At 71.3% G+C, this 13409-nt stretch carries 13 protein-coding genes; 3 read left to right on the forward strand and 10 right to left on the reverse strand.

Annotated elements, in window-relative coordinates:
- Nucleotides 1–3 precede the first annotated feature (3 nt).
- The 4 genes from FB388_RS17615 to FB388_RS17630 all read right to left on the reverse strand — a co-directional run bounded on the left by FB388_RS17615 (nt 4) and on the right by FB388_RS17630 (nt 3710).
- Nucleotides 4–864 carry a DODA-type extradiol aromatic ring-opening family dioxygenase gene (locus tag FB388_RS17615; RefSeq protein ID WP_142102282.1) on the reverse strand — a complete coding sequence of 287 codons (861 nt, stop codon included), beginning with the start codon at nt 862–864 and terminating at the stop codon, nt 4–6.
- The gene (locus FB388_RS17620) at nt 857–1663 is read right to left on the reverse strand and encodes a citryl-CoA lyase (RefSeq protein WP_142102284.1); all 807 of its coding nucleotides are present in this window, start codon (nt 1661–1663) and stop codon (nt 857–859) included. The genes FB388_RS17615 and FB388_RS17620 overlap by 8 nt, the downstream gene beginning before the upstream one ends.
- Nucleotides 1656–2825 (reverse strand): CaiB/BaiF CoA transferase family protein, encoded by a 1170-nt coding sequence (locus FB388_RS17625; RefSeq protein ID WP_142102286.1) that lies wholly within the window; start codon nt 2823–2825, stop codon nt 1656–1658. Before FB388_RS17625 ends, FB388_RS17620 begins: the two co-directional genes overlap by 8 nt.
- A gap of 78 nt (nt 2826–2903) precedes the next feature.
- Complete coding sequence (locus FB388_RS17630; protein WP_142102288.1) at nt 2904–3710, reverse strand: IclR family transcriptional regulator domain-containing protein; 807 nt, start codon at nt 3708–3710, stop codon at nt 2904–2906.
- Between the two features lie 154 nt (nt 3711–3864).
- Between FB388_RS17630 and FB388_RS17635 the strand changes: the two genes are divergently transcribed.
- Both FB388_RS17635 and FB388_RS17640 read left to right on the forward strand, forming a co-directional pair.
- Nucleotides 3865–5310 carry an amidohydrolase family protein gene (locus FB388_RS17635; protein WP_142102290.1) on the forward strand — a complete coding sequence of 482 codons (1446 nt, stop codon included), beginning with the start codon at nt 3865–3867 and terminating at the stop codon, nt 5308–5310.
- A complete protein-coding gene (locus FB388_RS17640) occupies nt 5307–6563 on the forward strand; it encodes an MFS transporter (protein ID WP_142102292.1) in 1257 nt (418 codons plus the stop codon). Before FB388_RS17635 ends, FB388_RS17640 begins: the two co-directional genes overlap by 4 nt.
- A gap of 3 nt (nt 6564–6566) precedes the next feature.
- Here the strand turns inward: FB388_RS17640 and FB388_RS17645 are convergent, their stop codons facing one another.
- Entirely contained in the window at nt 6567–7457 is an 891-nt protein-coding gene (locus FB388_RS17645) for a hypothetical protein (RefSeq protein WP_142102294.1), read from the reverse strand.
- A gap of 72 nt (nt 7458–7529) precedes the next feature.
- On the opposite strand from FB388_RS17645, the gene FB388_RS17650 reads away from it, so the two are divergent.
- The gene (locus tag FB388_RS17650; protein WP_142102297.1) at nt 7530–8420 is read left to right on the forward strand and encodes a ketopantoate reductase family protein; all 891 of its coding nucleotides are present in this window, start codon (nt 7530–7532) and stop codon (nt 8418–8420) included.
- 16 nt (nt 8421–8436) lie between these two features.
- On the opposite strand, the gene FB388_RS17655 is transcribed toward FB388_RS17650, so the two are convergent.
- The 5 genes from FB388_RS17655 to FB388_RS17675 all read right to left on the reverse strand — a co-directional run bounded on the left by FB388_RS17655 (nt 8437) and on the right by FB388_RS17675 (nt 13356).
- Nucleotides 8437–9543, reverse strand: a complete 1107-nt coding sequence (locus FB388_RS17655) for a Gfo/Idh/MocA family protein (RefSeq protein ID WP_142102299.1) — start codon at nt 9541–9543, stop codon at nt 8437–8439.
- Complete coding sequence (locus FB388_RS17660; protein WP_170225652.1) at nt 9528–10217, reverse strand: ThuA domain-containing protein; 690 nt, start codon at nt 10215–10217, stop codon at nt 9528–9530. Before FB388_RS17660 ends, FB388_RS17655 begins: the two co-directional genes overlap by 16 nt.
- Before the next feature lie 10 nt (nt 10218–10227).
- Nucleotides 10228–11049 (reverse strand): carbohydrate ABC transporter permease, encoded by an 822-nt coding sequence (locus tag FB388_RS17665; RefSeq protein WP_211362085.1) that lies wholly within the window; start codon nt 11047–11049, stop codon nt 10228–10230.
- 94 nt (nt 11050–11143) lie between these two features.
- Complete coding sequence (locus tag FB388_RS17670) at nt 11144–12037, reverse strand: carbohydrate ABC transporter permease (RefSeq protein WP_142102303.1); 894 nt, start codon at nt 12035–12037, stop codon at nt 11144–11146.
- The gene (locus FB388_RS17675; protein ID WP_246122019.1) at nt 12034–13356 is read right to left on the reverse strand and encodes an extracellular solute-binding protein; all 1323 of its coding nucleotides are present in this window, start codon (nt 13354–13356) and stop codon (nt 12034–12036) included. Before FB388_RS17675 ends, FB388_RS17670 begins: the two co-directional genes overlap by 4 nt.
- Nucleotides 13357–13409: the final 53 nt, after the last annotated feature.

The following is a 13409-nucleotide window of genomic DNA, read 5'->3' on the forward strand; positions in this document are numbered from 1 at the left end:
CGCTCACTTCGAACCCCCCGGATACCAGGTGAAGTAGGCCTCCATCGTGTGGAACAGGTCGTAGGTGTCGACGTAGTCGGCCTTCTGCCCCTCGCCCGCCACACCCATCATCAGCATGAAGTCCATGAACCCGTGGGTGGCGTTGCCCGGGGCGTGCAAGCTGTCCAGGGTGACCTCGGCGAGGCAACCCTCGATGTCACCCGAGGAGATCCACTCCACCGCCCTCTGGTCGAACTGCGGATCCGGCCCGTGCGGGCCGAACTGACGCGGCCCACCCAGCTCCAACGACAGGTGCCCGGTACCGATCACCGCGACCCGCTGCTCGGACGGCCACGACTCCACCAGCTCCCGGATCGCGCGCCCCAGCTGCACGAACCGCTTCGGCTGCGGCAGCGGCGGCGCGAAGATGTTCGTGTACACCGGCACGATCGGCAGATCCGCCTCCGGCCGCAGCGTGATGATCGGACACGTGATCGAGTGATCGATCCGCAGCTCGTTGGAGAACGCCAGATCGAACCCGGCATCCAGGCCCTCACGCAGGATGTAGGCCGACAGGTCCTCCTGCCCCTTCAAGACCATGCGCGGCAGGCCGAACTCGCGTTCCTCGTTGTACCAGTTGGCGTCATACACCGGCGCCTTACCCACCAGGAACTGCGGCATGTTGTCCAACCACAACTGGTGAAAATGATCGGACCCGACCATCACCAGCACATCGGGCCGGGCCCGGGTGAGCGTCTCCCGGAACGCCTCCACCTTGCGCACCCACTCGTCCGCGAACGGCGGCCGGTCCTCACCGGTCGAAGTACTGGCGCGGTAGTAGAAGGGATGGTGGGTCGAGGCGATCACCGCCACCAGCTCAGCCACGGGGGCCTCCCGGCTCGTAGGGATCGGGCGCGACGGACCGGTTGTTCAGGTCCACCGACAGGAAGATGTCGTTCGCCACGGGGTGGCGCAGCTCCTCGGCGAGCTGGCCGATGAGCCCGGCGGTACGCGCGAGCAGGGCGAACCCGCGCAGCAGCTCGAGCGGCAGGCCGAGGTCGGCGAGCGCCGCACCGCAGACGCCCGCACCGTTGAGCGGGAGCGTGCGGCCCAGCACCTCCGGGTGGACGCGGCCGATCGCGGCGAACAGCTGCAGGTGCGGCCCGAACAGGCCCTCCTCGCGGGCGATCTGCATCAACCTCGGGGTGCGTGGGTCGCCGTTCTTGTGCACGTGGTGGCCGAGCCCCGGCACGAACCTCTTCGCGGCGCGCTGGTCCCGGACGGTCTGCAGCGCGACCGCGTCCCAGCCGGCTTCGTCGGTGGGCAGCTCGTCGAGGCCGGTGAGCACGTCGTGCAGGAAGCGCCCGGTGTCCTCGGTGACCCCGAGGAACCGCGACCCGCCGCCGAGCAGCCCGGCCGCGAGCGCGCCCTGCACGGAGTCCGGCGCCGACAGGTAGGTGAGCCGCGTGACGATCGCGGTCGGCGTGTAGCCGTGGTCGGCGAGCGCCGCGAGGACGGCCTCGAACACCCGCGCCTCGCCCTTCGTGGGGCGCCGCTGGGTGGCCAGCCAGAACGCGAGCTCGCCGAACCCGACGTTGCCCATGACGTCCTCGGCCAGGTCCTGGCCGAGGAGCGTGATCTTCGTCAGGCTGGACGCCCCCAGGGCGGTCCGGTACTCAGGCATGCGTCTCATCCTGCGGAGTCGAGAGCCATTTGCGCAGCTCCGAGCCGTGCTCGTCCAGCTCGGGCGGGGGCAGGCGGTAGCCGGCCGGGGTGGCGGAGAACCGGATCGGGTGCCGGGTGGTGGGCATGGCCCGCTCCCCCTCCCCCGCCTGGACGACCGGGTCGAGCCCGAAGCGCTCCGCCATCGCGAAGCCGCCGTCGATCGTCTGGATCGGCCCGCACGGCACCCCCACGGCCACCAGCGCCTCGAACCACTCCACCGCGCCCCGCTGCGCCAGCCGCTCGACCAGCATCGGGCGCAGCTCCTCCCGGTTGGCTGTGCGGTCGACGTTGCGGGCGAACCGCGGGTCGTCGGCCACCTCCGCGATGCCGAGCACCTCGCACAGCTTGCGGAACTGCCGGTCGTTGGCCGCGGCGATGATGATGTCGTCGTCGGCCGTGGGCAGCGGCTCGTACGGGAACACGCTCGGGTGCGCGTTGCCCATCCGGAACGGCACCGTTCCCCCGGCCACGTAGGCCGAGCTGTGGTTGACCAGCCCGGTGAGCGCCGAGGAGAGCAGGTTGACCTCGACGAGCTGACCCTCGCCCGACCGGTCGCGGTGGCGCAGCGCGGCGAGGATGCCGATCAGCGCGTGGTTGCCGGCCATCACGTCGAACACCGAGATCCCGGCCCGGTACGGCGGGCCGTCGGGGTCTCCGGTGAGGCTCATCAGGCCCGACATCGCCTGGACCATCAGGTCGTAGCCGGGCACGTGGCTGCCCTTCCCGGCACCGAAACCGGTGATCGAGCTGTAGATCACGCCGGGGTTCGTGGCCCGCACCGCGTCGTAGTCGAGGCCGTACCGGGCGAGGCCGCCGGGCTTGAAGTTCTCGATCAGCACGTCGGCGCGCCGGGCCAGCTCCCTCGCCACCTCGGCGTCGGCCTCGTCGCGCAGGTCGAGCGCGATGGAGCGCTTCCCGCGGTTGATGCCGAGGTAGTAGGTGGAGACGCCGTCGTGCTCCGGCGGGATCCACGTGCGCGTGTCGTCGCCCGCCGGGCCCTCGACCTTGATGACGTCGGCGCCCATGTCGGCCAGCAGCATCGTGGCGTACGGGCCGGCCAGGATGCGGGAGAAGTCCGCGACCAGGATCCCGGCCAGCGGTCCCGCCGCGTTCTCGGCCATCCACCCACCTTCCGTCCGTACAACGGACATGCGTCCGTCAACGGATCCTTTCGCGGGGCGCGGGCGTCCGTCAACCCGTCAGGAGGCGTTGACCGCCACGTGCGGGACGGTGTCGAGGCGCGCGAAGTCGGCGCTGATCTCCCCCGCGGTCTGCAGCAGCAGCGGGAGGTGGTGTTCGAGGAGGCGCTCGACCGAGGTCTCCGCGGCGTGGCAGTTCACGTTGATGCCCGCGATCACCCGGCCCGAGCCGTCGCGCAGCGGTGCGGCGATCGACCGGATGCCCAGCGCGAGCTGCTCGTCGGTGAGCGCCCACCCGCGGGCCCGCACCTCGCGCAGCACGGCGTCGCGTTCGGAGCGGTCGGGCTGCCAGCGCGGGACGAGGCCCGAGCGCGTCGGTTCGGCGAGCACGCGGTCCAGCTCGTCCGGCGGCAGCGCGGCGAGCTGGACCTTGCCCAACGACGTCGGCAGGGCCGGGAACCGGGTGCCGATCTGCACGGCCAACGCCACGATCTTCGGGACGGCCACGCGGGCGACGTAGACGATGTCCGAGCCGTCGAGCTGGGCGATGGAGCAGGACTCGTTGGTGCGCGAGACGAGCCGCTCCAGATGCGGGCGCGCGACCTCCCACAGCCCCATCGACCGCACGTACGACACCCCGAGCTCCAGCACGCGGGGCGTGAGCGAGTAACCCCGCTCCGCGGTGCGGACGTAGCCGAGCTCCTCGAGCGTCAGCAGGATCCGGCGGGCGGTCGGGCGGGCGAGGCCGGTGGCGGTTGCCACCTCGGCGAGCGTCATCGCGGGGCGCCCCGGACGGAAGGCGGTGATGACCTCCAGCCCGCGGGCCAGCGCCTCGATGAAGTCGGGACCGGTCCCTGCGCGTGGCATCGCACGAGCGTAACCGCCCTGTCCGCGAGACGGACAGTCGCGGGACGGGGATGGTCGATCAGAGAGCGGATTGACACCGCGCCGGACCTGCACGAAGCTCCGCGTCCAAGGACGACCGGCACACGGACGTCCGTCCGCTGCAAAGGAGCACCTGGTGACGCACGAGCCCACTCCGGTCGTCCTGCGGGGCGGCACGGTCCTCACCGTCGACGCCGACCACCGGGTGCTCCCGGGCCACGACGTGCTGGTGACCGGCGGGACCATCGCCGAGATCGGCCCGGGGCTCGCGGTGCCCGAGGGCACCATCGAGATCGACGCCGGCGGCGGCATCGTCATGCCCGGGATGATCGACACCCACCGGCACATGTGGCAGACCGCGATGCGCGGCTACGGCGCGGACTGGACGCTCACGCAGTACTTCGTCTGGTACTACCTCGAGTGGGGCAAGATCTTCCGGCCCGAGGACGTGCACGCGGGGAACCTGCTGTCCGCGATCGAGGCGATCGACGCCGGCGTCACCACCACCGTGGACTGGTCGCACGGGCTGCAGACCCCCGAGCACGCCGACGCAGCCGTCGACGCCCTGGCGGCCGTCCCCGGACGGTTCGTACTGGCCTACGGCAACCTCCAGGACGCGCCCGCGAACTGGACGGCCTCACCCGGCTTCCGCGACTTCGTGACCCGCCGCTTCCCGAACGGGCGCGGCGACGACATGCTCGGGTTCCAGCTCGCGTTCGACGTCCTCGGCGACCCGGCCTTCCCGGAGAAGCCCGCGTTCGAGGTGGCCCGCGAGCTGGGCGTGCCGGTCACCACCCACGCCGGGGTGTGGGGCGCCACCGGCGACGACGGCATCAGGCTCATGCACGAGAACGGCTTCATGACCCCCGAGACCGTCTACGTGCACTCCGCATCGCTGTCTCCCGACTCCTACCACCGCATCGCCGCGACCGGCGGCTCCGTCTCGGTGGCCACCGAGAGCGAGCAGAGCGCGGGCCAGGGCTACCCGCCCACGTGGGCGCTGCGGGCCTACGGCATCCCGGTGTCGCTGTCGATGGACACCTCGGTGTGGTGGAGCGCCGATCTCTTCTCGGCCATGCGGACCACGCTCGGCGCCGACCGCTCCCGCGAGCACCTGGAGGCGCACGCGAAGGGCGACACCGTCACCCACTCCTCGCTGCGGGCCGCGCAGGTGGTGGAGTGGGCCACCCTCGGCGGCGCCCGCGCGCTCGGACGGGATGACCGGCTCGGCAGCGTCGAGGTCGGCAAGCTGGCCGACCTCGTGCTGCTCAAGAACGATCAGTCCCCGGTGATGTTCCCGCTGCTGCACCCGCACGGCCACGTCGCGTTCCAGGCCCAGCGCGCCGACGTGCACACCGTCCTCGTGAACGGGCGCATCGTGAAGACCGACCACCGGCTCGTCGGGGTCGACCTCGCCGCGGCGCGGCACCAGGCGGAGCGCACCGTGGAGTACCTGCGGGCGCAGCTCGGCGAGGAGGCGTGGGAGCAGGGGATGCACCCGGACGTCCCGGCGAGCGGGGTCCTCGAGAACCCCTACATGTACTCCGACTACCGCCGCACGGACGCGCAGGAGGTGCAGTGATCCAGCGAGGAACGCAGCGGACCGCCCCGGCCGAGGCAGGTCGGACGGCGGTCATGCTCGGCTTCACCGTCCTGTGCCTGTCGTACCTGCTCAACGCGATGGACCGGCAGGTGTTCTACCCGCTGGTGCCGGAGATCCGTGCGGAGTTCGGCTTCTCGCTCGACCAGGCGGGCCTGCTCGCCACGGGCTTCACGCTCGGCCTCGCCCTCACCGGGGTGCCGGCCGGGTACCTGCTCGACCGGATGTCCCGCAAGACGATCGTCGTGGTGAGCGTGGTCGTCTACTCGGCGGGCACGGTCGCCATCCCGCTCGCCGCCGGCTTCTTCGACATGGCCGTCTACCGGCTGATCTCCGGCGTGGGCGAAGGTGTGCAGGCCACCGCCATCTACGCGATCATCGGCGCCTACTACTTCCACCGCAGGGCACTCGCCGCCGGGTTCATCGGGGTCGCGTTCGGCCTCGGCGTGTTCCTCGGCCCGGTGATCGGGCAGGGCCTGGTCACCGCCTCGGGCACGTGGCGCACGCCGTTCTACGTGTTCGGCGTCGCCGGCCTGGTCATGGCGCTGATCCTGCTGGTCGCGGTGCCGAAGGCGATGAGCGAGGCGCTGGCGGGTCGCTCCGACGCACCCGATGCGGCGGACTACGACCACGTGCCGGCCAACCCGTACAACCGCAACTCGCTCGCCTTCGCGATCACCTCGGCGGTGTCGGGCCTGGTCTTCTACGGCTTCCTCGGCCTCTACCCGACCTTCCTGCGGGAGGCGCTCTCGTTCGCCCCCGGCCAGGCGGCGCTGGCCGCATCGCTCGTCGGGTTCGGCGCGATGATGGCGCTCCCGGTGGGGTGGCTCGCCGACCGCGTCGACCAGCGACTGCTCCTCGCGGTCGGCTTCGTGGGCACGGCCCTGTCCACGCTCCTCGCCTACACGGTGGCGACCGGCCCCGTCGCGCAGTACGTCCTCGCGTTCCTCGTCGGCACCTTCGCGAGCGGGGTCCTGTTCACCAACTGCACGACGGTGCTGCAGCGCTCGGTGCGGCCCGAGCACGTCGGGCGCGGGGCGGGGCTGTTCATCCTCACCTACTACGTCGCCGCGGCGGTGTCCGGGCTGGTCTTCGCCCGCCTGGTCGCCGGCATCGGCTGGCAGGGCGCGGGCCTGGTGCAGCTCACGCTGCTCCCCCTGCTGGGGCTCGCCGCGCTCGCGCTCGTCGACCCGCGACGCATGCTGCTGCCACCTGCGGTGCGCAAGGCGGCGTGACCATCAACCGCCCTGCAGGGCGAGGGCGAACACGCACCACCCGTCGGGCTCCTGCTTCATGAAGCCGGGCGCCCGGCGTTCCTGCCCGCCGACGGTGTGCCAGATCTGCACCGACGCGTCCCCGTCGCCGAACGTGTCGACCGGGGCGTTCAGCCGCAGCTGCGCACCGTCGGCGATCGCCTTCTTCACGAACTCGTCCACCTCGCGCGCCGTGGAGCACATGTAGATCCGCGCGTCGGCCTGGTCGCCCGCGTTGACCGCGGCGATGAACGCCTGCGCTCGCCCGGTCGGGCTGGCCGGGTCGGCGTCCGGCGGCACCTCGCCGGACAGCTCACCGACCGGCGCGAACCCCATCACGCACACCACCCACGCGCCGTCCTCGTCGACCATCGTCAGCGCGCCCTTGCGGTCCGGCAGCTGCTGGCGAACCTCGGGTGGGGCGGACGCGAAGGAGACGGTGACGATCGCGACCTTCGCCCCGGCCATCTCGTCGTCGTAGCCCGGGTCGCTGGGTCGCAGGTCCCGCACCTCCTCGACGGCGAACACCGGGTCGACCGCCGCGACGGGCGCGTCGCTCCTCGGGTCGAAGGGTTCGATGTCGCGGTAGAGGGTCTCCTCGGCGAGCGTCATGTCGCCGTCCTCGGTCAGCGTGCGCCCGTCCCGGCACACCAGCTGGTCGACGAACTTCCGCACGTCGCGCCGGTTCAGCGCGTCGGTGACGCCGCGCGCTGTGCCCTCCGGGGTGGAGCGGTCGACGACGGCCGACGCAGTTCCCGCGATCTCCTGCCGCATCCAGCCCGGCCACACCAGCCCGGTGGCGAGCACCGCCGCGACCAGCCCGATCACGCCGGCAACCAGCAGCACCGGCACCCGACGACTCGGTCCCCCGCCCATGGGAGCAGTCTGGCGGGTGCCCGGCGGCGGGTCGCGGCCGGGCTCACACGTGGCAGGAGAAGGAGCGGGCGCATGGCGGAGCGGGTCGGGATCCTCGGAGCGGGAGCGGTCGGCGGGATGCTGGCGGTACTGCTCGCCGACGCCGGCCACGAGGTCACCGTGCTGGCCTCTGAGCGCACCAGCACCGCGATCAACGTCGGCGGGCTGGCGCTGCGCAGCCAGATGCTCGGCGACCGGGAGGCGCGGGTGCCGGCGCGCCCCTACCTCACGGCCCCGGTCGACGTCCTGTTCGTCGCGACGAAGGCCCCCGACCTGCTCGCCGCGCTGACCCGGGTGCCACCCGCGCTGCTCACCGACGCCGCCGTCGCGCCCCTGCTGAACGGCACCGACCACGTCGCGCTGCTGCGGGCCGCCCTGCCGCAGGCCGCGGTCGTGCCGATGACGGTGTCGGTGGAGGCCACGCGCACCGGACCCGGCGTGATCGAGCACGTCTCGCCGTTCGTCGAGTATGCGCTCGCGGAGGAACGCGAGCGCGCCCGCGTCGACCCGGAGGCCCTGCTGCGCACGGCGGGCCTCGACGTCGACGCGTCCGCGCCGGACGAGGCCACGCTGCTGTGGCGCAAGCTCTCGTTCCTCGCACCGCTGGCCCTGCTGACGACCCGCGCGCGGCAGCCGCTCGGCCCGGCCCGCGAGACCCACCCCGACCTCGTCGACGGGCTGATCACCGAGACCGCCGCCGCGGCCGCCACGGCCGGTGCCGACGTCGACCCGGCCGCCGTCGCGAAGAGGATCGCCGGCCTACCGGCGGGGATGCGCTCGTCCATGCTCAAGGACGCGCTCGCCGGCGCCACGCTGGAACTCGACGCCATCGCGGGCCCGATCCTGCGGGCGCTGCCCGACGGCGCCCCGGTCACCCGCGCGGTGGTCGCGGAGATCGCCGGGGCAGCCGACGGGCGGAACTAGATCGGCAGCACCACGGTCACCCGCGGGTGAGGTCCACCGGCCCGGAGACGGCGGCGGGGCGTTCGCAGGTGGTGGTGAGCTCCACCGACGCGTGCGTGTCGGCGGCCTGCTGCACGGACTCCATGATGTCCAGGACGTGCAGGCCGAGCTCGTCGCCCGCCCGGTGCGGGCGGCCATCGGCGATCGCGAGCGCCATGTCCGCCAGCCCGTAGCCGCGGCCCGAGTCGACGTAGCCGGCCGTGGCCCCGATGTCCACCCAGCCGTCGTCGACCGCCGAGGCGGAGTACAGCTCGACCGGGCCTGCGAAGTGGTTCGGGTCGGGCACCGACAGCGAGCCTGCGGTGCCGTGCACCTCGATGCGGGGCAGGCGGGCGGCCCAGATGTCGAAGCTCATGATCAGCGTGGACACCGCGCCGGAGGCGTGCTCGAGGATCCCCGTGATCGTGGAGTCGACGGTCACGTCGAACGACGCGCCCGCCTTCGGGCCCGAGCCGATGGTCCGGGTGGCCGACGGTCTCGTCGACGCGCCGACCACCCGCGTGACCGGGCCGAGGAGGTGCACCAGCGACGTCAGGTAGTACGGCCCCATGTCCAGCAGCGGCCCGCCGCCCGGCTGGTAGTAGAACTCCGGGTCGGGGTGCCAGCGCTCGTGCCCGGGGGTGGTCATGAACGCCGTGGCGGAGTGCGGGGTGCCGATCCGGCCCGCGTCCACCGCGGCCCGCGCGGTCTGCACGCCCGTGCCGAGCACCGTGTCCGGCGCGCAGCCCACCCGCAGGCCTGCGCCCGCCGCCGCCTTGACGACCTCGCGGCCCTCCGCCACCGAAGTGGCAAGCGGCTTCTCGACGTACACGTGCTTGCCCGCGGCGAGCGCGGACAGCGCGACGTCGGCGTGCGTGGCCGGCAGCGTGAGGACGAGCACGGCGTCGACGTCGTCGGCCGCCAGCAGACCGGGGAGGTCGACCACCCGGGCACCGTCGTGCTGCGCGGCGAGCGCATCGGCCCGCTCGTGCTGCAGGTCGCACACGGCGGTGACCTGCACCTGCGGCAGCCGACCGAGACTCGCCGAGTACTGCCCGGAGATGTTGCCGGCGCCGACGATCCCGACCCTCAGCGCGCCGCCCACAGCATCCCCCGCTGGATGATCGTGGTGACGTCCTCGTTCCGGATCACGTCCATGTCGTGCCCGGGCGTGCAGACGAACACCCGGCCCTTGCCCCAGTCCCGCGTCCAGATCGCGGGCGAGGTGATCGGCCGGTGCCACGGCTCCCACTCGTTCTTGGCGAGCGTGGTGGTGGCGAGGACGGTGTTGTACTCGTCCGACAGCACCCAGTACTGCTCGGTGACCAGGTCGAAGTCGGCGATCCCCTCCATCACCGGGTGGTCGGTGGCGGTGATCTCGACCCGGTACGGGATGAAGAAGTCGGACTGCTCGCCCTTGCGCTCGTCCGGCGCCTTGGGCGGGTGGCAGGCGAACTGGCCACCGACGAGCTGCAGGTAGTCGCTGGAGTTGCGGTAGGAGTCGGCGATCCCGCCGTGCCAACCGGCCAGTCCGGTGCCGTTCTCCACGGCGCGCGTCAGCCCGGCGAGCTCGTCCTTCTCGATGGTGCTCATCGTCATGCACTGCACGATCAGGTCGACGCCCGCCATGAAGTCGGCGTCGGCGTAGACCTTCGGCGAGTTCTCCACCCGCACCGCGAAACCGTTGGCCTGCAGGTGCGGGAGGAAGTAGTCGGTGGCCTCGACGGGGTGGTGTCCTTCCCAGCCGCCCCGTACCACCAACGCTTGCCGTTCCGTCACGGAAATCCCTTCACTTGGAGAACCCGGCAGTCATGCCGGCCAACAGGTGCCGCCGCCCGATGACGTACAGCGCGAGGATCGGCAGCGTCGCGAGCACCACGGACGCGAGCACGGCGGGCACGTTGATCCCGTACTCGCCCTGGAAGGCCCACAGCGCGAGCGGGAGCACCCGCAGCTCCGGGCTCTGGGTGAGCACCAGCGGCAGCAGGAACGCGTTCCACACCTGCAGGCCCTGGTAGATCGCCACCGTGATGAGCGCGGGCTGCGTGAGCGGGAACGCCAGCCGCCACATCGTGCCCCACTCGGTCGCCCCGTCCATCCGCATCGACTCGAACAGCTCGTTCGGCACGTCGCGGATGAAGTTGGCCAGGATCAGCACCGACAGCGGGATGGCGAACGCGATCGAGGGCAGGATCAGCGCGAGGTGGCTGTCGTAGAGGCTCAGCCGGATGATGATCAGGTAGACCGGGATGATCACGGCCTGCAGCGGGCAGGCCAGCCCCATCAGGAAGACGGTGTTGCTGAACCGCAGGAACCGGCCGCGCCCGCCGCGGACGATCGCGAACGCCGCCATGAACGACACCAGCACCGCGGGCACCGTCGCGCCGACGGTCACGATCACCGAGTTCAGGAAGTACGTCAGGAAGTCGGCCTCGATCACCGCCTGGTAGTTCTCCAGGGTCGGCTCGGCGGGCAGCATGGGGTTGCTCGAGTAGTACGCCGACTGCGGCTTGAAGCTGGTGATGACCACCCAGTAGACCGGGATGATGATGATCCCGAGCCACACGAAGCTCGCGATGCTCCCGAGGTAGTTGGGCCGGTCCGCGGACACGGAGCGCCGTCGCCGTGGCTGGGCCTTCCTCCCGGGAGCCGGGACGGAGACCGCCGATGGTGCGCCGGCGGCGGCGCTGGTGGGTGCGGCCACGTCAGGCTCCTTCCAGCCGGCTCTCGTTGGCGTCCTTGCCGCCCATGCGTTGGACGCCCATCGCGAGCAGCACAGCGACCACGACGATGATCAGCGCGATCACGCTCGCGGGTCCCATCATGTTGCCGCGGAACCCCCGCAGGTACATGTCGAGCGCCAGCACCCGGGTGGCGTCGCTCGGGCCGCCCAGGGTGAGCACGAAGATCAGGTCGAACAGCGTCATCGACCCGGCCACGATCATCGTGGACGACGTGATGAGCGTGTACTTCAGCTGCGGCAGCGTGATCGAGAAGAACTGGCGCACCCGCCCGGCGCCGTCGATCCGGGCCGCCTCGTACAGCGACGCCGGGATCTGGCGCACCGCGCCCTGGTAGATCAGGGAGTGGAAGGGGATGAACTGCCAGGACACCACGAAGACCACCGTGGCGATCGCGAGCACTGGGTCGCCGAGCCAGTTCTGCACCAGCAGCGGGATCCCCAGCGAGGCACCGAGGCCGAAGTTGGGGTCCAGCAGCGCCTTGTAGGTGATGGCGATCGCCGCCGAGCTCAGCAGCAGCGGGGTGAAGTACAGCACCGCGAGCACCGTGCGGTAGCGCTGGTGGCCCGCGATGAACACGCCGACGAGGATGCTCATCGGGGTCTGCACCAGCCAGGACAGCGCCATGATCAGGAACGTGACGCCGAGCGAGTGCACCAAACCCGGGTCGCTGAGCACCGACACCCAGTTGTCGAAACCGATCGGCGTGATCTCACCGATGCCGTTCCAGCTGGTGAAGCTCAGCAGGAGCACACCGATCAGCGGGATGACCCCGAACGCCGCGAAGAACGCCAACGCCGGCAGCACCAGCCACGCGAGCGACCCGTGCTGCCGAGCACTGACCGAACCGCTGGTCACGACGAGGGGACCGCGTTCATGTTGGTCGCGAACTGCTCCGGGCTGATCGACAGCGAGAACAGCTGCTCGATGTTGTTGAGCATCTCGTCGGCGGGCCCGGGCAGCAGCGCCTGGTCCCAGGAGTGCACCCACGACTTCGCCTGCGTGGCCGTGTCGTAGACGAACTGCTGGAACGGGGCGTCGGGACCGGAGAACTTGCTGTCGACGCCGTTGACGATCGGCACGGCGCCGCTGGCGACCCACCCGTCGATGTCCGCGTCGGTCAGCAAACCGTTCTTGAAGTACTCCCGCGCGATGGCCTTCTGCTCCTCCGACGCCTGGGAGGACAGCGCCAGGAACGACGCGGGGTTGCCGACGCCGGTGCTCGGGTCGCCCGCTCCGCCCTCGATGGCCGGGAACGGGACCCAACCGAGCTTGCCGCTCGGGACGAAGTCGCCGCCCTCCTCCTTCATGGAGCCGTAGGTCCACGCGCCGTGCAGCATCATCGCGGCGCGACCCTGGTGCATCAGCGCCTGGTCGGCGTTGGCGTCGGCGGCGATCGACTGGAAGCCGTTGACGAACCCGCCCGCCCGGACGAGGTCCTGGACCTTCGTCAGCCCGGCGATCGCGGCCGGGTGCGACCAGGCGTTCGGCTCGCCCGCGGCGATGGCGTCGAAGACCTGGGGACCGCCCTGGCGGTCGAACAGGAACTCCAGCCACATCATGTTGGTCCAGCGCGACTGCCCGGCGAGCGAGAACGGTGCGATCCCCGCGTTGTTGAACACCGGCACGAGCGCCATCAGCTCGCCCCACGTGGTGGGCGGCTGCGCGCCGACCTGCTCGAACAGCTGCTTGTTGTAGAACATGACGATCGGCGACACCTGCTCGCACGGCACCGCGTAGATCTTCCCGTCGACCGTGGCCGCTGCGAAGGAGGTGTCGAAGCGCTTCGACTTGACGTCGGGGTTCTGGTTGAACCAGTCGGTGAGGTCGTCCACCTGGCCGTTGCGCACGTAGTCGCGCAGGCCGCCGCCGCCCCAGGTCCAGATCACCGTGGGCGCCTGGTTCGCGCCGACGGCCGTGCGGATCCGGGTCTTGTAGGCGTCGTTCTCGAAGAACGTGGCCGCGAGCTTCCCTTCGGGGCGCGCGGCGTTGAAGGCGTCGACCGACGCCTTGCGAAGGCCTTCCTGCGGCTGGCCCGTGAGGTACCAGATACTCGCCTCGCCACTGCTGGCCTGGCCGGGGCCTGAGGTGCCGCACGAGGCCAGCACGCTCGCACCGATCGGTGCGGCCGCCGCGAGGGCCAGGAACGACCGTCGGGAAATCCGCTTCTGATCCACGTCGATCTCCGTTGCGCCGGGCCGCATCAATGCGGCCGCTCGATCCGGACGCG

Source organism: Pseudonocardia cypriaca (assembly GCF_006717045.1).
GTDB classification, from domain to species: domain Bacteria; phylum Actinomycetota; class Actinomycetes; order Mycobacteriales; family Pseudonocardiaceae; genus Pseudonocardia; species Pseudonocardia cypriaca.

Excerpts from the sequence above, each read along its gene's own strand:
- FB388_RS17620 (WP_142102284.1), bottom strand. The coding sequence starts at position 1,663 with ATGCCTGAGTACCGGACCGCCCTGGGGGCGTCCAGCCTGACGAAGATC.
- FB388_RS17625 (WP_142102286.1), bottom strand. The coding sequence starts at position 2,825 with ATGGCCGAGAACGCGGCGGGACCGCTGGCCGGGATCCTGGTCGCGGAC.
- FB388_RS17630 (WP_142102288.1), bottom strand. The coding sequence starts at position 3,710 with ATGCCACGCGCAGGGACCGGTCCCGACTTCATCGAGGCGCTGGCCCGC.
- FB388_RS17645 (WP_142102294.1), bottom strand. The coding sequence starts at position 7,457 with ATGGGCGGGGGACCGAGTCGTCGGGTGCCGGTGCTGCTGGTTGCCGGC.
- FB388_RS17650 (WP_142102297.1), top strand. The coding sequence starts at position 7,530 with ATGGCGGAGCGGGTCGGGATCCTCGGAGCGGGAGCGGTCGGCGGGATG.